The organism is Francisella sciaenopsi (genome assembly GCF_045862875.1).
Classification (GTDB): domain Bacteria; phylum Pseudomonadota; class Gammaproteobacteria; order Francisellales; family Francisellaceae; genus Francisella; species Francisella sciaenopsi.
Genome location: NZ_BTHG01000005.1, coordinates 183,532 through 209,336, shown reverse-complemented (window position 1 = coordinate 209,336; position 25,805 = coordinate 183,532). Strand labels below are relative to the sequence as shown.

Below are 25,805 nucleotides of genomic sequence, written 5' to 3'. Positions count from 1 at the left end.
ATTTATAGCCTATAGGTTTTTTTATTTGTAAAATGTAATAAAATATGTCTAGTTTATAAACCAATAACATCAAATATGCTTACAAAAGATTTGGATAAAATCATATCTGAGATTACAAGTAATCAAGTTGTTAGTATTCCAACGGATACAGTGTACGGTTTAAGCTGCAATATATCTAAAAACGCTATCGAAAAAATTATTAATCTAAAAAAAAGAGACTCAAGCAAAGGATTTATAATAATCTCACACAACTACAAACATTTACTTGAATATATAGATACTACTAAACTTTCTAATGAACAAATCGATAAAATATGCTCTAAGCAGCCTCAACCGACAACTTGGATAGTACCAGGTAAAATAGATATTCAGTGGTTAACTGGAGGTAAAACAACTATTGCAATACGCTTAGTCACTACTGAAATAATAACCAATATCTGCTCTAAAATTAATAATGCAATTATTTCAACTAGTGCAAATATATCTGGGCAAGACTTCATCAACAATTATCATTCGATTAATGAAGTATTTAATAGTATCTATATACTAGAAACAGAAGTTAAGTCTTCACAACCATCTACAATTATTGATATAATCACTGGGGATAGATATAGATGATTATAAAGTATTAAAAGTTTGATAATCGTCTTAAAATATAATAGCATTAAGGTTGTAAAATTCTTTTGAACTGATAGATAAAAAAGGAACAAAATGGAAAAAATTAATCATAAAGATATACAAGATAAATTATGGAGCAATGATGACGAAAGTAATTTATCTAATGAGCAGTATAATCAACTGCTAATAGAGCAATATAGAATATATGTTGAATTAACAGATAGAACTAGCTATAGAAGAATTGTAATTAACCTATTTTTCTTAGTTTTCAACCTTGTTCTTGTAGGTACAGTTGCTCTAGCAATTAGTAATAATATCAATGTTGAAAATCCACCATCTGGTATTCTTGTTACTATACCTTATTTTGCAGGACTAGTATTCTGTTATGCATGGTGGAAAATTATTAGATTTTTCAGACATCACATACAAATAAAAAATAGTATTGTACCGTCTCTTGAGAAGCGTCTTCCTTCAAAAGTATGGTTAACTGAAGAACATATTGCTGAACAAAAAGGATCTTTCAAGCCTATTAGAATTCTTGAGATTTATATGCCTTTTATCTTCATGGGTATTTATTCAGCTCTATTCTTGTTTGTTGAGCTTAACTGGCTTCCGCATACATTAAACTAATTTTGATTTCTAAGAAGTTTTCTCATAATCATATCTCAAAGTAAAATATTTTTTAGACTACCTATCAGCTTAGTTTGGTTGCTAACTATTTTATAGCTAAAACATCATAGGTAATAAAATAACTTAGAACTAGTGCAATCGTGAAAGCTACTAAAATAAATTTAACGTTTTTATAGCTGCGATCATATAGAATTTAATAACCATGAGATTGATAACTAGTAAGTTATTTTTTTTGCCTCTTTAGAAATATACTCATCATTAGTTTGCCAAAGTTTATTTAACCAAACTTGAAAATATTCCTTATCTGTTTCACTAGTAAAATAATCACCCATAGGCACTTCTGATATTGGAATAAAATCGACTTTAACTTTGATTTTTTTTGTCTTTCTAATCATATAGTCCCACAAAGTTTGCTTTGGGTTATCATAAACTATAGTGGTACTTAAAACTCCTACCATTCTATCTGAGAGACTTTTTAAAATAACTGCTATGCCACCTGCTTTGGGATTAAGCAAGTTTTTGTAAGCACTTTTAAGAGCTTTCTGAGAGGTATATCTAGTACCCTCAACAAAATTAACGATAGTTGTCGGTCTAGAGGATAATTTTTTACAATACTCAACTGTTTTCTTAAGATCTTCGCCTTTTTTCTCAGGATGCTTTTTAAGATATTCTTTTTTATAGCGTTTCATCGCAGGAAACTCTAAAGCCCAGGCAATCAAACCTAATACAGGTATGAAAAAAACCTGAAACTTCATAAAGAATTTAGGAAAAGCTATTTTTTTATGAAAAATCATCATCAATACAAAAGTGTCAAGCCAACTTTTGTGATTACATATAATAAGATATGAACCATTTTTATCTAACTCTTTATTTTGTTCAACCTCAATTTTAGTAGGTGAAAAAAACTTAGCAATTAGAATAACAAAACTTACCCATAAGCTCACAGAGTATTGAACAGCCGATGTACAGAAATACCTTATACTTTTTATAGGTATCAAAAGCTTAACTAACGAAAAAATAAATACCGGTATAAAAGCAATTATAGCTGTAGACATCAAACATACCAGCGAAAATAATCCATAGTAAGCATACTTAATAAAATTTATCATTGAAGATTGTTTAAATTATGACTGTTAACTTAAATCTTACCATTAATAAAAACTTTTTTGAAAGGCTATAAAAAATATTAATCACTTTTAGCTAATATTTTTTAAATAAAGATCTTATTTTTAAGGTACCATTCTTATTGATAGTAATAGTTATAGCTCCGTTAGTATATGTATCAAATACCCTTATGTTAACGTTTTTATAAGTCTGTGGATTCAATAACTGATCTGAGATGTATATAAGATACTCACTATTATGTTTAAAAAACTTATTATCAATCACTAAAGGACTAATCACTATACTTGGATTAATAATTCTATTATACAAAGTGTAAATTTGCTGCTGATCCTTAGCATTTGAATTATCTGTAATTAAAAACTCCTCGTTATTATATTTAATTGAGATAAAACAACTTGTACCATTTGAAAGGAGTTTAACTTTTGTATTTTGACTTAAGTTGAAGCTATTCTTATAATTACACTTTTGAAATGGCTTCTTTGTCTTTAAATTTGTAATAATAGTTTTAATAGGAACTATCTGTCTAATAAAATCTGAGTTAAAGCTATCATCATCAATCACAATCATATAGCTAATCTGTTTAACTCCTACCAAACTCAAATAACTACCTAAAGTATTTGATAAAACATAATCATTCGCTAAGTTTTTAGATGAAATATATAGAATATTTTGACCATTTTCTTCAACTAGTACTATTTGATTTTTAGTATCAAAAATATGGACTCGAAAATATTGATTCTTTTGTGAAGTGTTTTCTGAAGATTGCAAAAACACTAAGCATAAAGCTAACCCAAGTACTCTAATTGAATTACTAAATGGAAAAATCACTAAAATAATCCCAAAAATAATAATTATAAGACTAAAAAATGAAAAATAACTCCAATACTCAATAAAACCAGCATAGCTTGTCAAAAGGCTTAAATAAGCAATTAATAATTTAATAACCAAGCTAGGAACTATCCAGAAACTTAGCCCAACATAAGAAAGCAGTAAACACACTAACAGTAATGGCACTATAACAAAACTAACTAATGGAATTGCGACAATATTTGCTAAAACTGAAATAATAGAAAAACCACCAAAATAATAAACTGAAATTGGCACTAAAAAGATTGCTAGATATATCTGTGCAAGTAATGTTTTTGCTAATTTTGACTTATATTGTTGCAATACTATAGAGATAATAACCAAGAGCATAACAGCTGAAAAACTCAACCATAAGCTAACGCTATATATTGATTCAAAATCAACCAATACTATAATACCTAAAGCTATACTCAGTGACTTAACTATCGAAATACGCTTACCAAAAAGCCATAAAATAGCTACTACTAAAAGCATTATCAATGCTCGTTGTGTTGGTAAGCTAAAACCTGCTAATAAACTATATATAAAAGCCACTATCACAGAGGCAATAACACCGATATACTGTGCTGGTAATTTGCGACATAAGCGTGGTGATAATGACCATAAACCTCTAAAAAGAACAAAAGCAATAAATGCCAAAAGCCCAATGTGTAATCCTGAAATTACCATAAGATGCGATGTACCAGAACTTATCAACAAATTTTGCTGAGATTGACTAAATTCTTTATCGCCAATAAGTAATGCTAGAATATAAGGTTTAAGTTCATTTCCTTGCAAATCTTTTTCTAGCTTATTAAATAAGTAATACCTTATCCTTTCGGGCAAATATAAGCTTGCTGTACCTTTGTAGATGATTTCAGTATTATCCACCATCCGCCCTATGGCAACGATATCATTATGATCTAAATATTCAGAATAGTTAAAAGCTTCTACATTATCATATTCGTGAGGCTTATGTACTTTTGCTTCTAACTCTAGCTTGTTTGCTGGTATCAAATAATGTCGATATGACTTATTAGCCTTTAATAAGATATCTCCATATTTATAACTATGAAAAATAAATTGATAATAGTTACCTTCTAACTTAGGAATACTACCGACTACACCAGTTAATAAGATATTCTGATTATATTTAAAATCTTCAATTTTATCGTATGAATAGCAAGAGCAAACACTTACAAACAAAAGTATTATAAGCAAACATTTTTTGTATAACATATGACAAATAAGCGACTCTTCCCTTATTTTTATATTAGCTTAATTCAACGATAACTAATAGCTCAAAAATACTAAGTTTAATCATAATAAAAACTCTTGCATTTTATAAAAAAAAGCAGATAATACGCTCGCATAAATCTCAACATAAGGTTATATGAAGCCCTTAAAAATACTTATTGATAATCAAGATACATGGTCACCATACTATCCATATTCAAACTTAGAAACTACACATCAATATTTACAGAATATTAGTAACAAGCCCAACTATATCATTAATTTATCTGAGCAAATGAATTATCTTGAGCAAGGCTATTATGCTTGTCTTTTAGCACACTCAAATAAAGATACCATTATACCTACTGTTGAAACACTCAATAGCATTAGTCACTTTGAAGAAACTCAGTTATCTAACTTAATTAATAGTAGAGAACACAAAGCGCTAAACGTTTTAAATACAAACCTATTAGCTATTAAGATTTTCTTTGGAATAGCTAACCTACAAGGTATAGAAAAAATTGCTAAAAGAATATTTGAAAAATATCCAACACCAATATTAGAAGTAACTCTAGAAAAGCAAAACTCATTATGGAAAATAAAAATCATTAAGATTGGACATATCTCCTCTCTAAATGATAATGAGCAGACTATATTTGCAAATGCTCTTAACAATTTTAGTAGCAAAGTTTGGCGTAAACGAAAAATCAAAAAAAATTATTCCTATGATTTAGCCATACTACATGATCCCAATGAAATATTACCTCCAAGTGATGCTAAAGCTCTTAAAAATTTCCAAAAAGCCGCTCACGATTTAGGTATTTATACTGATCTAATTACCAAAGATGATTATATGAGTCTGCTTGAGTATGATGGACTTTTCATTAGAACAACAACATCTATTAATCACTACAGTTATAGTTTTGCTAAAAAAGCTGAGGACAATAACCTAGTGGTTATAGATGATACAAAATCTATAACTTGCTGTACCAACAAGGTTTATTTACATAACCTAATGATTAAAAATAAAATACCAACTCCAGAAGGTAAACTTATTTTTAAAAATGATAACTTTGCAGCTGAAGAATTAATCAGTGAGTTAGGTCTTCCTATAGTTTTGAAAATCCCAGATGGTTCATTTTCAAAAGGCGTTAAAAAAGCTAATTCAGCAGAGGAGCTCAGGCAAATTCTAGATACCATGTTTGAACAATCTTCGATTATAATAGCTCAGAAATATTACTATACTGATTTTGACTGGCGTATTGGTATATTAAACAATAAGCCAATATATGCGTGTAAATATTTCATGGCGAAAGGACATTGGCAAATAACTAATCATAATAAGAAAACTACTCAGCATGGAAACTCTGAAGCATTTGCTATCCATCAAGTTGATAAATCTGTTCTAAGAATAGCTCTTAAAGCTGCAAAAACTATCGGCAATGGACTATATGGTATTGATATAAAAGTTGTAGACAATAAACCTATTATCATAGAAATCAATGATAACCCATCCTTAGACTCGGATATCGAAGATGCTTATATTGGCGACCAACTTTATACAACTATAATGCTAGAATTTCTAAATAGAATGAACTACAAGAAGTTACCTTATGCAAATATTTAAGCCTCAATTAACTGATGTTCAAACACTTGTAGAACTTGAGAACTCCACTTTTTTGTCTGATAAAATTTCAAAAAAGCAATTCGTCTATAATATTAATAAGCAAAAATATTTCTTTATTACCAAAACACAAAATTCGTTAGCTGGCTATATACTGTGTTTTGAATATAAAAAAACTATTAGAGTATACTCTCTTGCTGTTAGTAAAAATTATCAAGGTCAAGGTATTGGTAAAAAACTATTAGAATACATTTTAAACAACTCTAACAAAAATATTTCACTAGAAGTAAATACAAACAATCTAATAGCTATTTCTTTATATCAGAAGCTAGGGTTTGTTATAAATAAGAAAATTAATAATTATTATGAGAATGGTGATGCTGCTTATAAAATGATTCTTATAAGAAAAAACTTAAATTAATCGACTCTTTCTAAAGTAACTGCTATAGTCGGCAAATCAGGAGCAGGAAAATCTAGTCTTGTAATTAATATTAAGCGAACTCTCTGATTGCATGAAACAATGCTGAGTAGTTGCTAGAGCACTAATGATTGAGCCAGAGATACTATTTCTTGATGAGCCTTTCTCATCTCTTGATATAGTCACTGCTAAAACTCTAAGAGACGATATTATGCATCTATGGCATACTGGTCAAGCTAAAACAAAAGCTATTGTTCTTGTTACGCATAATATTGAAGAAGCTGTAAATATGGCAGATAGAGTAATAATTCTCGATAGTAATCCAGGACGTATAGCATCAGAAAAAACTATCAAACTAGAATATCCTCGTGATCTCGAATGCAATTCAACTAGAATAGTTATTAAAGATATCAGCTCGACTCTACATGCTATTAATCAATAATGAAAAAACTGAGCAATAATACTTTGTATGAATATCTGAATACAAAATAGACCAATTAATACAATAATTGGAGAAAAATCAAATCCTGAATTAGTTGGTTTGATTATATTTCTAGCTCTTGATAATAATGGCTCCGTAACTTGATATATAACCATAATAATTGGATTATAGCCTCCTTGAACAAACCAACTAGATATTGCTCTTATTATTATCAAATATACATACATATTAATAACTGCAAAGATTATATCTATCAAAGGTTTAAAGAAAATAAACATCAAACTAAGACCTATCCCATTTAATAAGCCTACAAGTAAGTCCTGCACCACAAAAACAATATACACAGCTACTATACATGACCAATCTAGATTCAAAAAACCTGGTATAAATTTTCTCAAAGGTAATATAACAACATTTGTAGCACGCATAATCATCTGACAAATTGGATTATAAAAATCTGCTTTTACCCACTGTAAGAAAAATCTAAACAGTAGTATAAAAGCATAAATTCCAAAGACTATATCTATCAAAAAAGTCGCTACATTAATTAAACCATTTAACATTTATGTTTTCCTTTTATTTTTGCTGATTTAGAAAACTCAAACCTGCAACTATTGCCGCTACCTGAGCAAGTATACATTCCTGAGGATTTGTTCTTGGACTATCTGGATAAACCTCTGTAGTAGTTGTATACTCAGCTTTCGATAAAGACATACACAATTTTTCTTTGTCTGAATCACAAGCCATAATTCCATCTCTGATAATATCATCACCTAATATATTTATGCTAGGATCAGTAGGAGCAATATGAGTTACGTTAGCTACAGCGTCAATTATATATTTCTGGAAGTCATAGTGTGGATTTCTATTGTTAGCAACTAAATAAAATCCATCTGGAATACCCCATTTATCTATAGTTATACCCTCACGAGCTGCTAATGCGGGTCTAAATTCACTATCATCAGTATCTGTAGTCTCATGTAAGTCTATATGCATCAGAAGTTCAATATTCAATGATTTAATATATTTCATTGCAAAAACCGACTCATCACAACCACTCTCTAGATAGAACGATCTATTAGGATCCATAACATTAGGATTCCAGCGGTTAATTGTTTCATATCCCCAAGGACTTAAGCAAGGCAATATCAAGATATTATAATCACTTGCAAACTCTCTAGCTCTAGTTGCAGCAAAGCTGATAGCTCCTTGTACACCACTTGTTTCATAGCCATGTACTCCACCTGTAACTAAAACATAAGGCTTACTAGCATCCCAATTTTTTGTCTTAAGTGCATACAACTTATAGCTACCTACTGAATAATCTAATTCTCCATAGACATCAATATCAAAATCATTTGATAATGCTAAAATCTTTTTTTCAGCTTCTTCTTGATACGATCTTTTTTTGCTTTGCTCTGATAACCATTGGCTTTTTTCTTCAGAACTCCACTTTTTACCAGGCGTTCCGATATGATATTGTGTAGACATATTAATTCCGTATAATAAAATTCATTTATGCAAATAGTATAACGATTAATAGCCTATCTCTGCAAAATTTTATTTATTATTTATCAGAAACTTGTAAATTCTAACTTCATTTTGGAAATTAATACATCAAATTTATTAGGCCTTAAGATTGTAATTTTTTATGGTGAATTTGTATGGCTGGGCTACCAGGATTCGAACCTGGGGATGACGGGATCAAAACCCGTTGCCTTACCGCTTGGCGATAGCCCAACATGGACACTAACGAAAGTTAGTACGCATAGTTTAATGTTTTGACTACCCATTTGTCAAGAGATTTATCAACTTTTCTTGCAAGTTGTTGTAGTTTATTAAGATCTTTAGAAAGTAGATAAAAGCATGAGCCTGTACCAGTCATTCTAAAATCCTGATCAATCTCATCTAGCTGGCTTTTAAACTCAGGATATTTTGCAAAAAAAACATTTTCAAAATCATTATGCATAACACTAGTATCAAAACTTAAATCTCTCGGTAGCATATTCTTTGTCTTGACTAAACTTTCACTCTCAAAAAACTCTTTAGTACTAATATGAATATTAGGTTTAACTAGTAATACATATTGTTGCTCAAAATCCTTAGAGTACAAAACATCTCCAATTCCTTCAGCCCATGCTGACCTACCATATACAAATATCGGCACATCTGCACCAAGCTTCGTAGCTAATGGTATTAGTTGCTCGTTTGATAGTTCTGGCAAGTAATAATCACGTAGTGCTATTAAGGTCGTTGCAGCATTTGAGCTTCCCCCTCCAAGACCAGCACCCATTGGTATATTTTTGATAATATCAATCTCAACACCTACACTCTCTATTTTATAGACTTTCTGAAACTCTTTGACAGCTTTATAGATTAGATTATCTTCTTTTGAAGCTATCTGTATATTACTTGTGATTTCAATATTACTAGAATTATTAAATCTAAAGCTAAGATGATCTTTTAGATCCAAGAAAGTAAACCAAGTTTGTAAATTGTGATATCCATCATCTCGCTTATTCAATATATGCAAAAACAAATTGATTTTTGCATAACTTTGATAATTCTTAGGTTTTATATTTGCCATGATTTTATAATGATCTTTAATATTAGATTTTCTCTAGTCATTCTAATTTTAGCCGGCAACGGATACTTAGAATCAACTAACTCATAATTTTGATAAGAAATATCCCAACCATTTTGAGATAATTTACTTAGCAACCCTTTTGAATTTAGCTCTGTATTATGTTTAATATTTGGTATAGCTATAGCTTTGATCCAGTACTTAAGTCCATCAACAGGAACATACCAGCCTAATTGCTCCAGCATTAAAGTTTTAGCATCTTTAGCCGTTATCTTCTGACCTTTGCTATTTTCAAGCGATACCTCATCAGCATCTCCTTTTATTTCAATACTTCCTATACCCAAAGGACCATATAAACTAATAATGAAGTTATCACCATCTTGAGCATAGACATAGTTAGCAGATTCTGCCTGATTATTATAAATAATCCCAATAACTCCTTTTGCCTGCCATTTGGTCAATTTCAAAAGCTCTTCTGATGTAGATTTTTGATCAAATATAGCATTATCAGCTATTGGAGTAACACTAGATTGCATACTAGTGCATGATACTAATAAAGATATAAATATCAGAACTAATACTAATCTAGTCTTGAGCTTTATATCTATTTTTGACTTTGACATAATGCTCAGCATTTTCTTTGATAATTTGTCTCTCATGATCACTAATTGGTCTAATTTTTTTGACTGGCGAACCTAAATACATATACCCTGACTCTAGAATCTTACCCGGAGGAACCAAACTTCCAGCTCCCAAAAAAACCCAAGGTTCAACAACAGCTCCATCAAGAATTATAGATCCCATACCTATTAGACAATTATTTTTGATCTCACAACCATGTAATATCACACCATGACCTACTGTTACATCATCTCCAATGGTTAGTGGATATCCTTGACCTGAATCTTTTGGATATTCTGTGGTGTGTAGTGTACTACAATCTTGAATATTAGTACCCTTTCCAATAGTTATTGTCAAAAGATCTCCTCTAACGCTAACTTGTGGCCATACAGATGCATTCTCTTTTAAAATAACATCACCAATTACAGCTGCTGACTCATCAACATAAGCAGACTCATCAACCTTCGGCACTTTGCCATTAAAACTTCTTATACATCTAGACATAATTGATCTCTAGTCTTATTAACATCATCCCTTAATGATACCAAACTATAGCTATCAAATCTTAGTCTTTTATCTTTATCAAACGGCTGAGCATAGCCATTATCATCAATAATAAAGAGTGCTATAGCATTAGGATTATCTTTAAAGAACTTCTCGAGTGGATAGTTAGGAGTAATATTCGTACTTCTAATTGAAGCTCCTTGATTTAGCCTATCTATCAAGGTATTAAAATCGACATCTTCATCAAATAGCAAGTTTGCTAGATTGGTTTCTATCGATCCAATACCTTTATAACTTTCTTTCTGAGATGCTCTTAATACAAAAACATTATTTGATCCGAACTCATATTTATACTTCATTGCAGACACAGCATTTACATACTCACTTGTAGATAGTCCTAGCATCGCCCCTATACCTACTAAATTAATACTCCAATCAGCATGAGCTGATACGGGGCTACCATAATAAGTATTTAAACCCAGCTGACGACACTTCTGGACATTTGCCCATGATGAATCAGTAATTACAACCTCAATATCATTCTTGACAAACACCTCAGCTAATTCGCGTGCGAACCTATTTCCACCGATTATCAAAAATCCTTTACCTTCAGGTTCTGTAACCTTGAGTAGTTTTGAAATATATGGAGTGAATATACTCTGAAAAACTACTGTAAAAACTATTATCATAAAGACAAAGAATACTAAAGTATTTGCTTCACTATATAGCTCAGGATGTGATTTAGTAATTCTTACAGCAACCAATGCCGCTACAGATGCTGCTACAATACCTCGTGGATAAATAATACCCATAACTATTCTTTCTGCAAAAGTTGTTTTAGATTTAATGGAGCATAATAAAACAACAATTGGACGTAATATAAACTGCAAAAATAAGAAAACTTCTATTAGGTCTAACCAATAATCCTTAAATAAACTAAAGTCTATCTCTGCTCCTAATACAATAAAAAGAACCGAGATAATAACGATGCTCAAATTCTCTTTGAATGACAAAATATCAGACATCTTTATATCTTTCATATTAGCCATCACAAGACCAGCAACCGTTACCATCAGTAGTCCCGCACCATGCATCATAGCATCAGTTATTATAAAACCTACCACTATTACGGCTAAGACAAAAAAGCTTTTTAAATACTCAGGAATATAGTGTCTTCTGAAGCTCAAGCCTATAAGATAACCAAAAACAAAACCTGAAGTTATACCTAAAATACATACAAAAATTATATATGCTATAAATATACTTGTTCCATTAGGCTGATTCGCATAGTTACCACCAATAACAAACCATGCCAGCATGAAAACAACTACTAATGCACCTATCGGATCTACAAGTATAGATTCCCATTTTAGAATACTTGCAATATGTCTTTTGGGTCTAACAGTTCTCATCAATGGTGGTACAACAGTTGGCCCACTTACACATGTAATACCACCTATAAGCATAGACAATTCTAAATTTAAACCAATGACATAATAACAAAACATTGCCGTAAGTATTACAGTAATTCCCAACCCTAAAGTAGTCAAAAGTATCACAACACTACTGACACTCTTAATTTTACTAAAGTTAAGAGATAAACTCCCTTCAAACAGAATAATGGCCACACAAATTGATACAAATGGAGACAATGCTTCACCAAAAATAATAGTACCATCTACGAGCTTAAACCCTTCTTGAAATATTACTTCTGATAAAGGTCCTAGAATAATCCCACTAAGAATCAGAAATAATATCGATGGAAGTTTCAACCTCCATGATAAAAACTGAGATACAATCGCGAAAAATAATATTAGACCTGATGCTAATAGAATATAGTTAGATGAATGTTGAAATAGTTGCAAACTATTATCCAAAGTAGTAGCCCTTAATCAATTATTAATAATAGGATTTTAAACATTATAGCCTTATTAGCTTTTTTATCAATGACATAACATAGTATAGCGAGCTTTAAGTCATATCGATTCAACATTTTTATCGTATTTTTTCAACAAAAAATATACAATCTAAGTTGTTTTAACATCAATAGAAATACTATGGAAAATATCGCATTTAATAATCTAGAGTCAAAACAATTTATAAAATACATAGCTCCCACAGCTCTTTTTATTACATTAAAAATATTATGTGATCCGTTATTTCTTAATACTATAAGCATTGATTTTGGGGGTTTTCATTTAGTAATAACACAATCTTCTTTAGTTTATGCAGGAATTTTTGTGGTATTAGATGTTTGCTCAATAATTTATGGACTAAAAAATACCTACAAACTAATAATACTAGCAATGGTAATGGATGGTATATACTCTTTTGGAGTTTACTCATCATCATTTTTTCATCTAGCAGACGTATCTATAATAGGAGATAATAACCATATAAGATCAAGTGCTATACACCAAATCGCTGAGCCGACGATACTGCTATTTTTATCAGGAATGTTAAGCACCTTTGTGACAAATCTAGCAGAAGTTTCTATCTTTAGCTGGATCTATAAGAAACTCTTAAAAAATAATATATTCTTCTCAACTATAATCAGTGTTGCGATAGTTATATTGATAAACAATATTGTAATGCTTCCTATTATGATAAAAGATAAAAGTGTGTTGTGGACTATGTATTGGTCAAACTTCACGATTAATATGATATTTATAACAGCCTATACAAGCATATATCTGATATTCTTCAAAAATATCTACACATCAGCAAAAGTCTCTACAAAAGGTTAAACTTATATAGTTTATTCGCTGTATTAAAGAATATATCTTGCTGTGATTTAGCGTCAATAAACGCATTGCAAACCATATCAAACCATTTATTATAATTATCTGTATTTGACACAGGGTAATTAGAACCATAACAAAGCTTTGATGAAGCAACACTATTTTTTACTTCTTCTAGAATTTCTTTAATCTCGTCCTCGTTATTATTTAGATCTCCTCCTGATAGCTTTAGATATAGGCTTTGATTATTATCAACATACCTAAGTAAATCTCGCCAATACAGAAGATTATCATCTCTTGTTTTTATAGGTAACCCAAAATGTTCAACACAACAAGTCACATTTGATTTAAGAATATCTGACACAACACTAACAAATTGTTGGGGATACATCTGACATTCAAATATCATATTATATTTTTTTAGGATGACTAATTTCTCAAACAAGTCTGATGGAATTTCTTTATCAAAAGGGCTATAGCTAGCACTAGAATCCTTAGACATTATTTGTCGAACACCCACTATACCTTTATAATACGACAATTGGATTATTTTTTGCTCGAATGATTGCACACTCTGTGTGAAATCAACAAATGCGATAACTTTTATATTTTTATTACTAAAATTATCAACCAGCCACTTATACTCGCATAGATGATTAATATCTTCTGTATGAGCTTCTACATGTACAAAGTTATCTATCTTAAAATCAGATGGTAGTACTTTTGTAGGTAAATTCGTATCCTTGACCCATCTATTATAGTTATTATCAATATCCCAAAAGTGAATATGTGAATCTATTATTCCTTGCATCAGGTTTACCTCGCTGTATAGCCCCCATCAACAGGAACTAAAGAACCTGTCATAAATGAACTTTTATCACTCAAAAGAAAAATCACCACATTAGCAATTTCTTCTGAAGTAGCTACCCTGTTGATAGGTATTTCCTCTGCTTCGCTTTTCTCAATATCAGCCAGATCAATTCCACTTACTAAAGAGTGCCTCTCTATAGCTTTTCTATATAAAGGAGTATCTGTAGTACTTGGGCAAACAGTATTTACTCTTATATTTTTGGGTGATAAATCTAGTGCCAATGATTTTGTAATCTGAGCAACAGCTCCTTTAGTTAAGCCATAAGCAAAATTATTGGTCTTACCAACAAAGCATTGGTCTGAACCATTAAAAACTATAGAAGCTCCTGATTTGATACTCTCAGCCAAAGATTTCAAAATGACGATACTAGACATTAGGTTGATTGATATACACTTATTTATTTCATCCAAAGACTGAGAAAATATCGACCCACTTTGGTGAATTCCAGCATTAAAAAATACTCCATCAAAATCTATATCTTTTGGCAAAACGGCATCAATACCCATACAGTTAGACAAATCAAACTTGATAAATATCTCTTTTTCAAAGACTTTTTGTGGAGTAACGATATCTATGTTATAAACAGTAAATCCTTGTAATATCAACTGATTCAAAACAGCTCTACCTATACCTGAGCTTGCTCCTGTGATTAAATAATTCTTAGTGCGCATGGAATAAATCCCTTTGAAAAATAAAAACAATGAAACATACATTAACAGTATTTTATCATAAACATACTATGATATTGATAGGCTAAAACACTCTATAGTTTATAGTTTTTACTCTAGATATATACCGATAAATCCAAGGTTAACGTATTCATATGCTCACCATTATATAACCTCTGATATGAGTATTCTGGACCAAATAAAACATTATTGTCAAAATATGCCCTTTGTGCCGATGCAATCATCTGATTTTTGATTCCTGAAGATGTAAGGCCAAATGTTGGAGATGCATTTGATGTTGGCATAGGTATATTCTCAGCATTATACGATTGCCCATACGTAATGTTAAAGTTAGTATCTCTTCCACCCAGTGTAAGTGCATATGCTACACCAAAATACCACGCACCAGTATTTACGCTAGAACCATTTTGATGAAAATCTTGTTTATTTGTTGTAGCTGACCATCCACCTTGCAACTGCCAGATTCCTCCAAGCATTGAATATGCCATAGTACCATCAAAGTTTAGCACGCCGATGTTTTTTTCACTCTCTCCAATATTATCCAAAAATTGAGAGATACTTCCATTACCAGCACCCGCAATATTAAAAACATATCCAGCATTAAAACCAACAGATAAATCTTGAGTCCAGGAATCTGTATAGAAAAATCCAGCTGAAAAATTAGCTCTTTTATCATCTGAGCCAAAAACTGTAATGTTAGTGTTTATAATATCATTCTTATAGTTTAACGAAACGTTAGTAACTTTATCGGGAGATAAAAACTCATCTATAATACCACTAGTCCACGGTCCACCACCACCATAAGACCCTACTGAAAGCTTATTCCTACCAGCAGTTACAAAAAATGGAGATGTATCTAAATTACCAAAGATGACAAAAGCATTCCCTAGACCGAAGCCTCCTGTTTCATCCGTATCAAAATCAAATTGTGCTGTTACATAATGACCTAAATTAGATAAAAAATATAGCTTCGAATTAGTTAAGTAAATATTTTGACCATTAGCGGGAAAATTCGGAGCACCTCCTGCTCTACTTATTTGACTTCCGAACCATGTTTGTGCATCTGCCTCTATATAGCCACCAAAAAATACTGAATAATCATCAAAAGTATCTCTTTGTCCTAATATTGTCGACGCAAAAAGATTACTTGAAATCATTCCTATAGGTATACTGTTATTACCAGAGTATGAGCCTAAATAAGTTATTTGACCTTGTGTCGTAATCGCAGGTGTTCCACCTACATCAATTCTACCATTTGATACAAAAACTCCTTGAGAACCTGTACTATCTCCTAAAGATTGACCATCACTAGCTATATTAGAAGCTATATCTTGAGGAGTTACCCCTCCTAGCTCAAGCTGATTAAAACTATCATTACTTATTTTCTGGCGATAAGTATTAAATTGTGACTTATTATTAGCTTCTATATTTTGAGACTGGACTTTACCAATTTCTTGTTTAAGTACAGAGATTTGCTGTTGAAGATCAGAAATCATTTGCATTTCTTGCTTTGATAGGCCTGATTGTTCAGTAGACTCGCCAGCATATACTTTTATTGTGATAAAAAGAAATAATATAAATACCGATTTAGAAAATAGTTTCACATAATCAAATCTTTGAATAAAAGTTGAGATAGATTACTCTATTTATAACAATCGCTAAATATTAATATTTAATGGCAGATATTAATTATTGATTGGAAAAAGAAGTTACATTTACATTTTTTTGATATATTCAGCAGCATTATCATCTAATGAGATGACCCCAGTATTAGCATCATAATAAACCAGCTCAGCATAACGAGCCCAGTCAATAAATGTATCAAAGACACGTTCTGCTACTTCCATTGGATAATAATCATCAAGCTCCGCCAAGAATCTACTCTTAGGCGCTGATTGACTTTCTCTCTCACTTAAAACTTTAACAACATGACGAGCCAATGGAATATACTTTAAGAATAATCTTCCAAAAATAAATTTTCTATCATCTATATTTGAATCAATAAACTTACGCCCCATTGCAGTCATTTTGATATCGCCATCAGATACTTCTGCAAATCTTAAAATTGATAGAATCTCAATAATTGGGAATAAATCATCAATATCTAGGTGAAGATCATCTGCCAATTGTGGTAAATCTACGGCTTCAACATCTTTGATCTCGGCCATCTCATCTAAAAGACCATTCATCTCTGAAATATCCACATCTGGCAAACGATAACCAATAGTTATAGCAGTCTTCTTATTCATACGCTCAGATAGTTCTTTAGTTTGGGCAGTAGTCATCATACGATAAACCTGATCTACCAGATCAGCTACGCTAGGATCTTGCGAGCTTCTCGGATGAGGAATATTTATCTTCAGCTCACCACGTATAAACCCTGGATTACTCCCAAATATAATAATTCTATCTGCCGTCAAAACAGCTTCTTCAATACTATGAGTAACATACAAAATACCTTTCATTGCCTCATTATTTTCCCAAAGGTCAAGTAAATCTTCTCTAAGGTTCTCTGCAGTAAGAATATCAAGAGCAGAAAAAGGTTCATCCATTAACAAAACATCTGGTTCCAACACAAGGGCTCTGGCAAAGCCAACACGCTGCTTCATACCTCCAGAAAGTTCTTTTGGATAAGCATTTTCAAAACCGTCAAGACCTACCATATCGATTGCTTTCAATGCTCTTTTTTTACGCTCTTTAGCTGGAATATTACGTGCTTCAAGACCTAATTCAACATTTTGTAGAACTGTAAGCCAAGGCATAAGAGCAAAGCTTTGAAAAACCATTGAAATATCTGGAACAGGGGCAGAAACTTTTTTACCTCTATACATCACTTCACCTGAACTTGGGCTTAACAGACCTGCGATAATCCTAAGTAAAGTTGACTTACCAGAGCCTGATTTACCAAGTAACGCAACGATCTCTCCTTCATGTAAAGTAAAGTCGATATTATCTAGTACTCTAAGTGTATGACCACCTTTGATATTAAATTGCTTATTAACTTTTTCTACTGTAAAAATTTTTTTTGAACTCATTTTCTAAAAATCTCCTATGCTTACATATTCATACTAAAGCGATTTTCTGCATAGTTATATAATCTGCGCCAGAACAGTTTATTAGACGCTACAACCAATACACACATTACTATCACACCTAGCAGTACATTTGCCGTATGATCGCCCTGCAGGTTTGTGTAATATGTAATATAATCTCCAAGACCTGATGCTTGAATTATTGACTGATCTCCAGTTCCCCAGTTGATGTATTCACACACAATACTGGCATTCCATGCACCACCTGCAGCAGTGATTGCTCCTGTGACATAATATGGCATAACTGCTGGAAATAAATATTTACGCCACTTCATAAAACCTTTTAGTTGCATATTCTTAGCCGCTAGCTTCAATTCATCTGGAATTGCTGAAGCACCTGCAATCACATTAAACAAAATATACCACTGCGTTCCAAGAGCCATCAATAAAATACACCAAATATTAAAATTAAGGCCTAAAGTTATCACTAATGTTCCGAAGATACCATACAAAACGTTAACTGGGAACGCTGCAGCCATCTGCGCATAAGGTTGCACTTTTTGAGCAATTCTAGGTCGCATACCAACCCAAACACCTATTGGTACCCAAATTATCGAAGTTATAAAAATAAGCACAACCACTCTAAAACCTGTTAATAAACCATATCCAAAAACTTTAAAAGTTTCTGATAAACCAATGTCTGAATTACCTCCATATACTGCTTGGTAAGCAAAGTAAAACAATCCAACAACTATCATCAAAGTAAATACTGTCCATAATATCTCTTGCAATAGTGTTTCTTGTTTTTCCTGCTTTTTATGTCTTGGTTGATTATAAACTTTATTTAAATTTTTCTTAAAAAATCTTATATTAACTAAAGCCGAGCTTATACCTCCAAACACACTAGAGAAGAGTTTAGTTATCGCTGATTTTTGCAATATTTTCAAAAACCAAGACTTACTATAAACTTCTGATTGATTTTCACCTAGCACAAACTTTTCTGACCATACAACTAGTGGTCTGAACAATAATTGATCATACAATATGATAGTAACTAACATCATCACTATTGCTGCACCGACTGCACCAAAATCTTGGGCATTATTTGCTGCATCTATAAATGATCCTATACCAGGTAAATTAATTGGTATCGACTGCGAAGCACTAAAATTAACAATGATTGTTTCTGATGCAACTATCATAAACCAGCAAGCAGACATCGACATCATAGTGTTCCAAACAAGTCCTGGCATAGAAAATGGTACTTCTACTTTCCAGAATCTTTGCCATGCTGAAAGCTGATACATATCTGCTGCTTCAACTAGTTCTTTAGGTACAGTTTTTAAAGACTGATAAAAACTTAGTATCATATTCCATGCTTGAGCCGTTATAATCCCAAATATCACCGCTGATTGAGCACCCCATAAGGAGCTTGGAAATAAAACTAAAAAACCAGTAACAGTAATAGCGAAGAACCCTAGAATAGGAATAGACTGTAAAATATCAACTGCTGGAATAATTATACTTTCCGCTCTTTTGCTTTTAGCCGCTAATGCTCCGAATATAAATGTAATTAGTAAGGAAATACCCAAACCAATAAACATTCGCATTACTGTTTCTGCTGTATAATACGGCAAAAGCCAAAGATTCAAAGAAACTTCTGAGTACTGTTGAACACTTGCTTGATTTGTATAATCTATACTCCCACCCAAGCCTGAGGTGGACCATACAAATATACTTAATATTAAAAGTATAATTGATAAAGCTAAAATATCCCACTTAGTGCGAGAAACCTTTGCTGACATATTAGAATTGTATAACCTTTTCATATGTCAAAACCCTTTGGTTTTTTTCAACAACGCCTTTAGTATATGCTATTTAGCTTTGTTTTTGTATTATAAATTTGATAATATTTTGCTAGAATCAAGGTAACTGTAATCATTGTTAAATTACCAAAATGAAAAAAGAACAAAAAGTTATAAAAGTAAATCCTGGTGAAAGAGTATCTTGTCCTACTAAATATCATGAAAATTGGAACTTACACCCAAGAGTATATATAGACCTTAAAGATAAGAAAACTAATACTTGCCCATACTGTGGCACAGTTTTTAAAGTAGAAAAATAATCAATCTTTTTCTGCCTTTGTGTCTTTTTTGTTATCTTTATCTAACTGTTTGATAAAGTACGTCTTTACATCTTTGTATTCACTTTGATAGATATCCACTTTTTCCCCTGAAGCATATTCAACATCTGTAAACTGCTCAAATGTTATTGGTGAAGATTTACCATCCTCTAAAACTTCAAACTGATATTTACCTTTTATTTTATCTACATCTTTAGTAGATGCATAAATATAGCTACCACCAGCTCCTACCAATCCTCCTGTTCCAGCTCCAATAACGGCACCAGATCCAGCTCCGATAGCAGCCCCTAGAGCAACACCCCCGCCAATAGTTCCTGCAAAGCAGGGTACTGTACCAAAACCTAGAGTAACGATTGTACAAAGACCTCCACCAATTATACCAAGCATTCCTCCTATCATTGCTCCGCCCATAGCGCCAACTCCTGCACCAACAGCAGCTCCAGACCCAGCACCAACACCTGTACCTGTAAGAACATCATCCTTAGTATCTTCTTTTTTTATTTCTTCCTTCGTCAACAGCTGCTTCTCAGAAACAATTACCCCAGGCCCTACTTCTGTAATTTTTGGGTTACTTGAACATCCTATTAACAATATTGACAAAACTATTACCGAATACTTCTTCATAATGCTCCTTATTTATTATGACCCCATAACAATTGTAATTTAATGTCTATATCTTGACTAGCTACTACTCCGCTACAAATGCAGATAACTATAATGGCACATATAGTACACTTAAAGTTATAACACTCCAAATTAATCCCAAGACAGCTCCTAGGATCCCTCCTACTAAAATTCCACTTTTGGCATTTGAGCTATTATTTATAGTTATATAAGATGAGATAGTTACTATCAGCACTAATACAAATAGGTTTTTTATAAATTTCATAACTTATCACTCCATATTTATCAACTTGGTAAAAGCCCAAGATAGCCATAAATTTTGACATATTAAAAACCAAACTTTAGTTTACTTCAAATTGATATTTCTTATTTGGCATATAAGTTTTTCTGATATATAAGGTATAGTTGAATCCAATCCCTAAAAAAGATTTTAAGAAATAGAAATTATTAAATGATAGTTTTTAATTATTATCTTGTTGTAAATTATTCAATACTAAATCCTGAATATAATAGATAGCTTGCATGTTTCGCTTAGCCTGACCCTGTTCGCCCATACTGACTTCTAAATATACTGTACCATTTCTTTGAGTTGCTTCAAATGTAACAGGTTCTTTATACTTATCACAATAAGTCCACACTGTAGATTTTTGATCTCCATAGTCATCACCTTTTACTTCAAACTGATCGGGATGTTGTTTTATAGCCTCTTTGATTGCTTCATAAACCTGCTTAACTGTGACGCCTTGCTGCATTTGAATACCATATCTACCACCATCAGCCTCGAACCTATTATCTTGTACCACCATATCACCTCCAAGGAACGGTATACAACTTGAGATAAACAGAGATACTAAAATTAATACCATCAGTTTCTTTTTCATCTATAAACTCCCATTATAAGATAAAATCCTAAGATTACTGCTATTAAAGATACAATTACACTCACTAGAATATAGCTAATTGCCAATAATGCCTCACCACGTTGCAACAAATTGAGGATATCTAAACTAAAGCTAGAAAAAGTAGTAAATCCTCCAAGAAAACCAGTAACAAAAAGAGATCTAACATACGTAGAAATATCTTCATTAAAGAGCTTGGTTTGTATCAAAAATGCTGCCATCATACCTATAATTAATGAACCAATAATATTACACATCAAAATTCCTATAGGAATTTGCTTAGAAATACTTGCTGTTGCCTGAGTCAAGGCAAATCTTGACATAGCACCAAGCCCACCACCAATACCAACTAATATCAATAAAAGTCCCATTTTTTATTTCTCCAATATTGTATATGCTCCTAGCTGTATCATTTCTTGAGCTAGTAATTTACCGAGTTTAATAGGATCATCTCCTATAAGTTTTCTTTTTAAGATGTTTCTACCATCACTACTTGCAACCATTGCTGTAAGAGTTATCTGGTTACCTTGTAACTCTGCATACGCACCAATTGCAACATGACAGCCTCCTTTTAGCTCTTTATTGAATGCTCTTTCAGCAGTCGCGACACAAAAACTATCACTACAGTTTAACTTTTGTAATTTTTCTAAAATTTCACCACTTTTATCCAAAGCTTCTATAACTACTATACCCTGACCGACTGCTGGTAAAGATATTTCTACAGGAATAAGCTGTGTTATTCTCTCATTAATTCCTAAACGAATAAGTCCAGCACTTGCTAAGATAATCGCATCATATTCACCATTATCAAGCTTTGATAACCTTGTTTGAACATTTCCTCTTAAATCTCTAATTATAAGATCGTCTCTATAATGCAAAAGTTGAGCTTTACGGCGCAAACTTGATGTACCAACGATCGCACCTCTCGGTAAATCATCTATAGAAATATATTTATTAGATACAAAAGCATCTCTAGGATTTTCTCTTGGCATAAAGCTTGCTAGGCAAAAGCCCTCTGGCAATTCATACGGAACATCCTTAAGAGAGTGTACAGCAATATCGGCCTTATCATTAAGCATCGCTATTTCTAACTCTTTCATAAACAATGCTTTACCACCAATCTTATTAAGAGGCTTATCAAGAATAATATCTCCTTGTGTTTTCATAGTACTTATCTGACAAGGAATGTTTAACTCTTGTTGAATTCGATCTTTGACGTAATTTGTCTGCCATAATGCTAGTTTGCTTTCGCGACTAGCTATAACTATTTGTTTCATATTTTAAATGTCTTTGCGATAAAGTTTGATATATCTTTTATTTCTTCCATACATACAGAGTGTTGCATACCCACATAGTGTTTATACTCATTAGCAAAACCACTAGCTTTCAGCTTATCTGATAAATCATGACCGAGAACTTCAGGCAGTACCTGATCATCGGTACCATGGCAAACTAGTATAGGTAATCCTTTATTTATAGGTGTAATTTTATCTTTAAAATCATTCCATGCTGGCAAATATGTAGATAAAGCCATAATGCCACCAAGCTTTCTTTGAGACGTAATAGCTGTATAAGTTGCGATTACACCACCCTGAGAGAAACCTGCTAAAATAATATTTTCACTAGCAATACCTTGATTAATTTGACTATCTATCAATTTATTAACTTTTGCTATGGAACCATTAATGCCTTCAACATCAACCACCCTATTTAGGCTATTTGCATCAAGTGACTTAATATCATACCAAGCACGCATCTGCATCCCCATATTTATAGTAACAGGCATAACATCAGCATGAGGAAAAACAAATTTAATTTCATCCAATGAAACATCAAAATAATTGATAACATCAACAAAATCATGTCCATCTGCACCCAGACCATGTAGCCAAATAACGCAAAATCTGGACTGCTTTGGTGACTCAATAAGCTCGTAATTCATAAAAATTCTAATTCTTCTAATATTAATTAGAATGATACATTAATTTAAAAAATTTATTAATATCTAAAAAGTTAAACAATCCTCAAAGCATTGCACGTTAAGTAATTCAAGCTGTGAAAGAATAATATCAACACCAATTGTGGATAAGTTTGTTTATATCTATATGAAATTTTTGTTAAAAATGTTGATTTACTAATTTAGTAAAGATTTATTACATACCTCAAACCATTGACATACAATAGTTTTACAACTTAAAAAGTACTTACTCTTCTATTTACAGCTATTTTTTACACCCTGTGGATAAAACTGTTGATTTATTGTTAGAACTCGGTTAATTCTCTTCAATAACCTTAAAGAAAGCCTCTTGTGTAACAAGGTTTACAGAGGTGTTTTGTAATTTTATTTGATCATTTAAATCATACTTACCACTAATAGCAAGTTTTTTAGTCATCGCTAAATCTGCGATAGAAACCATTAAACGACCTTTATCTAGTTTTTCAATAACCGTTGCTTGGAACTCTAAATTAGGATTCTGCATTAGATAGACCAATTTCCAATGTGAATTAGAAAAACGCTCAGTTTGTCTATTTGACTTAATAGGAATATCTACTTGAGCAATTATATTATCAACATCATCAACACTAATCATTTGCTTATTTTCTAAAAAATTACGTAATTGATAATGAACAAGTAAATCTAAATATCTTCTTAGAGGGCTTGTCACTTGTACATAAGAGTCTAACCCCATACCTGCGTGGACGTCAGGTTCTGTAGAGTATTTACCTCTTTGGAGCTTTTTACGTGTTGCAAACATATCGGCTATTGAATCAATACTCTCTAAATCATCTTGCTCAAGATCATGTTCTGGTTGTGTTGAAAAAGGTACACAAATATTATTTTCTTTACAAAACTGTCCAATAGCCACTCCAGCCATTAGCATAGTATCACGTACCAATGTTCTTGAGTTTAAGCGTGGTAAGTCAGTTAGTTTGACATTCTTATCACTATCCAATGATATTTTTATCTCAGGAAAATCAAGCTCTACTGCTCCCTTTGCCAAACGCTTATCAGTGAAATATTTAGCATAAACCTCTATGTCTCCAAGTTCTAGAGCAGAGATATTTTCTTCAACGAACTCATAAGAATATCTAGTAACTTTTATGTTACTAAAATATATTTCAATATCATGAATATCACCTGACTCATCAAGTCTAAATCCTACTGACAAAGCTGGAGAAACTTCTTGTAGGCCTAAACCTAACTTTTGTGTTGCTTCAGGTGGCAACATTGTAATTATATGCTCTGGCACATATAAATTAGAGCCTCGCGCTCTAGCTTCAAGATCTACTTCATCGCCAAAACTTATGCTAGAAGATGGATCAGCTATATGAACCCACATTTTATTTTGTTGAGTATCCCAACTAATCGCATCATCAGGATCATTACTACCCTCATCATCTATAGCATAAGCGGTCAGATGTGTTAGATCGACACGCTGACTATCTGACCCAGAATTATATTTAAATTCCGCAGGATTACTTTCTAACTCCGCACCATATCGATATAAATAAGGATTAAAGAATTCATCCCAATAACCAATATCCAAGAGTAACTTATACGCACTATTCTCAGACTCTTCCATATTTAAGTATTTAAAGAAACGACATTTTGTACTTTTAAGTGTTGCTAAAGCCTCTATTTCTTTAAGAAATTTTGTGTCTTCGATATTAAAAGTTTTATTATTAAGACGCTCTATAAAATCATTTAGTTCTTGTTCTTTTTTGAGCTTCTCCTGTTTATCGCTAACTATTTGATCTTTTTGCTCTTGTGAATGAATATTGATAGTAAAGTCTTCATTAAAGCTAAAATACTCTCCCTCAGAAACCAAAAGCCATACAGTATAAGCTTGATTAGCTCCTACGGATTCAAAAAGAAGCTCACTTAACTCATCAATTGATGTTTGTTGTTGCTCTTGTAATAACTCCCATGTTAACTCTAACTCAGGAATTTCTAATTTCTCAAGTTTAGCCAAATCAAAATCATTTTCTAAAACTGTAAGTATTTGGACATTTTTTGCAGGTAACTTTATATTCTTACTATCTAAAGTTTCTATTTCTATTTTTTTATCTAATATCTCTACAACCTTTGCAGGTTTTGATTTAAAAATTACTAAGGCATTTTTGATGCTCTGATTTTCAAGTAACATAAAAAAAGTT

General features: G+C 32.0%; 26 protein-coding genes, 1 tRNA gene and 1 pseudogene. 7 read left to right on the top strand and 21 right to left on the bottom strand.

The window, feature by feature from the left end; translation table 11 throughout:
- Nucleotides 1-75: 75 nt before the first annotated feature.
- Together ACKTR7_RS07425 and ACKTR7_RS07420 are read left to right on the top strand one after the other, a co-directional pair.
- Nucleotides 76-618, top strand: a complete 543-nt coding sequence (locus ACKTR7_RS07425; protein WP_407877710.1) for an L-threonylcarbamoyladenylate synthase — start codon at nt 76-78, stop codon at nt 616-618.
- Between the two features lie 93 nt (nt 619-711).
- Nucleotides 712-1,248 carry an intracellular proliferation membrane protein RipA gene (locus ACKTR7_RS07420; RefSeq protein WP_012280106.1) on the top strand — a complete coding sequence of 179 codons (537 nt, stop codon included), beginning with the start codon at nt 712-714 and terminating at the stop codon, nt 1,246-1,248.
- A 215-nt stretch (nt 1,249-1,463) separates the two neighbouring features.
- On the opposite strand, the gene ACKTR7_RS07415 is transcribed toward ACKTR7_RS07420, so the two are convergent.
- The gene (locus ACKTR7_RS07415) at nt 1,464-2,357 is read right to left on the bottom strand and encodes an acyltransferase (protein ID WP_407877709.1); all 894 of its coding nucleotides are present in this window, start codon (nt 2,355-2,357) and stop codon (nt 1,464-1,466) included.
- 91 nt (nt 2,358-2,448) lie between these two features.
- Complete coding sequence (locus ACKTR7_RS07410) at nt 2,449-4,458, bottom strand: ComEC/Rec2 family competence protein (protein WP_407877708.1); 2,010 nt, start codon at nt 4,456-4,458, stop codon at nt 2,449-2,451.
- 154 nt (nt 4,459-4,612) lie between these two features.
- Between ACKTR7_RS07410 and ACKTR7_RS07405 the strand changes: the two genes are divergently transcribed.
- From ACKTR7_RS07405 to ACKTR7_RS07395, 3 genes and pseudogenes are all read left to right on the top strand, one after another.
- Complete coding sequence (locus ACKTR7_RS07405) at nt 4,613-6,082, top strand: RimK family protein (RefSeq protein WP_407877707.1); 1,470 nt, start codon at nt 4,613-4,615, stop codon at nt 6,080-6,082.
- A complete protein-coding gene (locus tag ACKTR7_RS07400; RefSeq protein WP_407877706.1) occupies nt 6,069-6,500 on the top strand; it encodes a GNAT family N-acetyltransferase in 432 nt (143 codons plus the stop codon). The genes ACKTR7_RS07405 and ACKTR7_RS07400 overlap by 14 nt, the downstream gene beginning before the upstream one ends.
- 112 nt (nt 6,501-6,612) lie before the next feature.
- Nucleotides 6,613-6,939: pseudogene (locus ACKTR7_RS07395) on the top strand (ABC transporter ATP-binding protein); the annotation flags it as partial.
- On the opposite strand, the gene ACKTR7_RS07390 reads toward ACKTR7_RS07395, so the two are convergent.
- From ACKTR7_RS07390 to ACKTR7_RS07360, 7 genes are all read right to left on the bottom strand, one after another.
- Entirely contained in the window at nt 6,933-7,502 is a 570-nt protein-coding gene (locus ACKTR7_RS07390) for a YggT family protein (RefSeq protein WP_407877705.1), read from the bottom strand. The pseudogene ACKTR7_RS07395 and the gene ACKTR7_RS07390 sit on opposite strands and share 7 nt — an antisense overlap.
- 13 nt (nt 7,503-7,515) lie before the next feature.
- Nucleotides 7,516-8,430 carry a M14 family metallopeptidase gene (locus ACKTR7_RS07385; protein WP_407877704.1) on the bottom strand — a complete coding sequence of 305 codons (915 nt, stop codon included), beginning with the start codon at nt 8,428-8,430 and terminating at the stop codon, nt 7,516-7,518.
- Nucleotides 8,431-8,604: 174 nt separating this feature from the next.
- Nucleotides 8,605-8,679: transfer RNA gene (locus tag ACKTR7_RS07380), tRNA-Gln, on the bottom strand.
- Nucleotides 8,680-8,698: 19 nt separating this feature from the next.
- On the bottom strand, nt 8,699-9,526 hold the full coding sequence (ispE, locus tag ACKTR7_RS07375; RefSeq protein WP_407877703.1) for a 4-(cytidine 5'-diphospho)-2-C-methyl-D-erythritol kinase: 828 nt from the start codon (nt 9,524-9,526) through the stop codon (nt 8,699-8,701).
- A complete protein-coding gene (gene lolB / locus ACKTR7_RS07370; RefSeq protein WP_407877722.1) occupies nt 9,514-10,158 on the bottom strand; it encodes a lipoprotein insertase outer membrane protein LolB in 645 nt (214 codons plus the stop codon). Before lolB ends, ispE begins: the two co-directional genes overlap by 13 nt.
- Nucleotides 10,109-10,648, bottom strand: coding sequence for a gamma carbonic anhydrase family protein (locus ACKTR7_RS07365; protein ID WP_159184629.1), 540 nt, complete (start codon nt 10,646-10,648; stop codon nt 10,109-10,111). The genes lolB and ACKTR7_RS07365 overlap by 50 nt, the downstream gene beginning before the upstream one ends.
- Entirely contained in the window at nt 10,633-12,513 is a 1,881-nt protein-coding gene (locus tag ACKTR7_RS07360) for a cation:proton antiporter (RefSeq protein WP_407877702.1), read from the bottom strand. The genes ACKTR7_RS07365 and ACKTR7_RS07360 overlap by 16 nt, the downstream gene beginning before the upstream one ends.
- A 192-nt stretch (nt 12,514-12,705) precedes the next feature.
- On the opposite strand from ACKTR7_RS07360, the gene ACKTR7_RS07355 reads away from it, so the two are divergent.
- Complete coding sequence (locus ACKTR7_RS07355; RefSeq protein ID WP_407877701.1) at nt 12,706-13,395, top strand: VUT family protein; 690 nt, start codon at nt 12,706-12,708, stop codon at nt 13,393-13,395.
- Here the strand turns inward: ACKTR7_RS07355 and ACKTR7_RS07350 are convergent.
- The 5 genes from ACKTR7_RS07350 to ACKTR7_RS07330 form a co-directional block, all read right to left on the bottom strand.
- Nucleotides 13,382-14,200, bottom strand: a complete 819-nt coding sequence (locus ACKTR7_RS07350) for an amidohydrolase family protein (RefSeq protein ID WP_407877700.1) — start codon at nt 14,198-14,200, stop codon at nt 13,382-13,384. The genes ACKTR7_RS07355 and ACKTR7_RS07350 overlap by 14 nt on opposite strands.
- Before the next feature lie 5 nt (nt 14,201-14,205).
- Nucleotides 14,206-14,931 (bottom strand): SDR family NAD(P)-dependent oxidoreductase, encoded by a 726-nt coding sequence (locus tag ACKTR7_RS07345; protein ID WP_407877699.1) that lies wholly within the window; start codon nt 14,929-14,931, stop codon nt 14,206-14,208.
- Between the two features lie 113 nt (nt 14,932-15,044).
- A complete protein-coding gene (locus ACKTR7_RS07340) occupies nt 15,045-16,553 on the bottom strand; it encodes a DUF3573 domain-containing protein (protein ID WP_407877698.1) in 1,509 nt (502 codons plus the stop codon).
- A 111-nt stretch (nt 16,554-16,664) separates the two neighbouring features.
- Entirely contained in the window at nt 16,665-17,984 is a 1,320-nt protein-coding gene (locus ACKTR7_RS07335; RefSeq protein WP_407877697.1) for an ABC transporter ATP-binding protein, read from the bottom strand.
- Nucleotides 17,985-18,004: 20 nt separating this feature from the next.
- Nucleotides 18,005-19,810, bottom strand: coding sequence for an ABC transporter permease (locus tag ACKTR7_RS07330; protein WP_407877696.1), 1,806 nt, complete (start codon nt 19,808-19,810; stop codon nt 18,005-18,007).
- Nucleotides 19,811-19,938: 128 nt separating this feature from the next.
- Between ACKTR7_RS07330 and ACKTR7_RS07325 the strand changes: the two genes are divergently transcribed.
- Nucleotides 19,939-20,106, top strand: a complete 168-nt coding sequence (locus tag ACKTR7_RS07325; protein ID WP_012280125.1) for a zinc-finger domain-containing protein — start codon at nt 19,939-19,941, stop codon at nt 20,104-20,106.
- On the opposite strand, the gene ACKTR7_RS07320 is transcribed toward ACKTR7_RS07325, so the two are convergent.
- The 7 genes from ACKTR7_RS07320 to ACKTR7_RS07290 all read right to left on the bottom strand — a co-directional run bounded on the left by ACKTR7_RS07320 (nt 20,107) and on the right by ACKTR7_RS07290 (nt 25,795).
- Nucleotides 20,107-20,748, bottom strand: coding sequence for a hypothetical protein (locus ACKTR7_RS07320; protein ID WP_407877695.1), 642 nt, complete (start codon nt 20,746-20,748; stop codon nt 20,107-20,109).
- A gap of 88 nt (nt 20,749-20,836) precedes the next feature.
- The gene (locus tag ACKTR7_RS07315; protein ID WP_407877694.1) at nt 20,837-21,013 is read right to left on the bottom strand and encodes a hypothetical protein; all 177 of its coding nucleotides are present in this window, start codon (nt 21,011-21,013) and stop codon (nt 20,837-20,839) included.
- A gap of 196 nt (nt 21,014-21,209) precedes the next feature.
- Nucleotides 21,210-21,629: a hypothetical protein gene (locus ACKTR7_RS07310; RefSeq protein WP_407877693.1), complete on the bottom strand. Its 420-nt coding sequence runs from the start codon at nt 21,627-21,629 to the stop codon at nt 21,210-21,212.
- Entirely contained in the window at nt 21,626-22,018 is a 393-nt protein-coding gene (crcB, locus tag ACKTR7_RS07305) for a fluoride efflux transporter CrcB (RefSeq protein ID WP_407877692.1), read from the bottom strand. The genes ACKTR7_RS07310 and crcB overlap by 4 nt, the downstream gene beginning before the upstream one ends.
- Nucleotides 22,019-22,021: 3 nt before the next feature.
- Entirely contained in the window at nt 22,022-22,924 is a 903-nt protein-coding gene (gene hemC / locus ACKTR7_RS07300; RefSeq protein ID WP_407877691.1) for a hydroxymethylbilane synthase, read from the bottom strand.
- Entirely contained in the window at nt 22,921-23,589 is a 669-nt protein-coding gene (locus ACKTR7_RS07295) for a dienelactone hydrolase family protein (protein WP_407877690.1), read from the bottom strand. The genes hemC and ACKTR7_RS07295 overlap by 4 nt, the downstream gene beginning before the upstream one ends.
- 331 nt (nt 23,590-23,920) lie before the next feature.
- Entirely contained in the window at nt 23,921-25,795 is a 1,875-nt protein-coding gene (locus ACKTR7_RS07290; RefSeq protein WP_407877689.1) for a ribonuclease catalytic domain-containing protein, read from the bottom strand.
- Between the last annotated feature and the right edge of the window lie 10 nt (nt 25,796-25,805).

Coding starts and splice junctions, on each gene's coding strand:
- ACKTR7_RS07345 (WP_407877699.1), bottom strand. CDS start 14,931: ATGCGCACTAAGAATTATTTAATCACAGGAGCAAGCTCAGGTATAGGT.
- ACKTR7_RS07355 (WP_407877701.1), top strand. CDS start 12,706: ATGGAAAATATCGCATTTAATAATCTAGAGTCAAAACAATTTATAAAA.
- ACKTR7_RS07320 (WP_407877695.1), bottom strand. CDS start 20,748: ATGAAGAAGTATTCGGTAATAGTTTTGTCAATATTGTTAATAGGATGT.
- ACKTR7_RS07290 (WP_407877689.1), bottom strand. CDS start 25,795: ATGTTACTTGAAAATCAGAGCATCAAAAATGCCTTAGTAATTTTTAAA.
- ACKTR7_RS07405 (WP_407877707.1), top strand. CDS start 4,613: ATGAAGCCCTTAAAAATACTTATTGATAATCAAGATACATGGTCACCA.
- crcB (WP_407877692.1), bottom strand. CDS start 22,018: ATGGGACTTTTATTGATATTAGTTGGTATTGGTGGTGGGCTTGGTGCT.
- ACKTR7_RS07330 (WP_407877696.1), bottom strand. CDS start 19,810: ATGAAAAGGTTATACAATTCTAATATGTCAGCAAAGGTTTCTCGCACT.
- ACKTR7_RS07425 (WP_407877710.1), top strand. CDS start 76: ATGCTTACAAAAGATTTGGATAAAATCATATCTGAGATTACAAGTAAT.
- ispE (WP_407877703.1), bottom strand. CDS start 9,526: ATGGCAAATATAAAACCTAAGAATTATCAAAGTTATGCAAAAATCAAT.
- ACKTR7_RS07325 (WP_012280125.1), top strand. CDS start 19,939: ATGAAAAAAGAACAAAAAGTTATAAAAGTAAATCCTGGTGAAAGAGTA.
- ACKTR7_RS07365 (WP_159184629.1), bottom strand. CDS start 10,648: ATGTCTAGATGTATAAGAAGTTTTAATGGCAAAGTGCCGAAGGTTGAT.
- ACKTR7_RS07310 (WP_407877693.1), bottom strand. CDS start 21,629: ATGAAAAAGAAACTGATGGTATTAATTTTAGTATCTCTGTTTATCTCA.
- hemC (WP_407877691.1), bottom strand. CDS start 22,924: ATGAAACAAATAGTTATAGCTAGTCGCGAAAGCAAACTAGCATTATGG.
- ACKTR7_RS07400 (WP_407877706.1), top strand. CDS start 6,069: ATGCAAATATTTAAGCCTCAATTAACTGATGTTCAAACACTTGTAGAA.
- lolB (WP_407877722.1), bottom strand. CDS start 10,158: ATGCTGAGCATTATGTCAAAGTCAAAAATAGATATAAAGCTCAAGACT.
- ACKTR7_RS07350 (WP_407877700.1), bottom strand. CDS start 14,200: ATGCAAGGAATAATAGATTCACATATTCACTTTTGGGATATTGATAAT.
- ACKTR7_RS07390 (WP_407877705.1), bottom strand. CDS start 7,502: ATGTTAAATGGTTTAATTAATGTAGCGACTTTTTTGATAGATATAGTC.
- ACKTR7_RS07295 (WP_407877690.1), bottom strand. CDS start 23,589: ATGAATTACGAGCTTATTGAGTCACCAAAGCAGTCCAGATTTTGCGTT.
- ACKTR7_RS07315 (WP_407877694.1), bottom strand. CDS start 21,013: ATGAAATTTATAAAAAACCTATTTGTATTAGTGCTGATAGTAACTATC.
- ACKTR7_RS07410 (WP_407877708.1), bottom strand. CDS start 4,458: ATGTTATACAAAAAATGTTTGCTTATAATACTTTTGTTTGTAAGTGTT.
- ACKTR7_RS07415 (WP_407877709.1), bottom strand. CDS start 2,357: ATGATAAATTTTATTAAGTATGCTTACTATGGATTATTTTCGCTGGTA.
- ACKTR7_RS07385 (WP_407877704.1), bottom strand. CDS start 8,430: ATGTCTACACAATATCATATCGGAACGCCTGGTAAAAAGTGGAGTTCT.
- ACKTR7_RS07420 (WP_012280106.1), top strand. CDS start 712: ATGGAAAAAATTAATCATAAAGATATACAAGATAAATTATGGAGCAAT.
- ACKTR7_RS07335 (WP_407877697.1), bottom strand. CDS start 17,984: ATGAGTTCAAAAAAAATTTTTACAGTAGAAAAAGTTAATAAGCAATTT.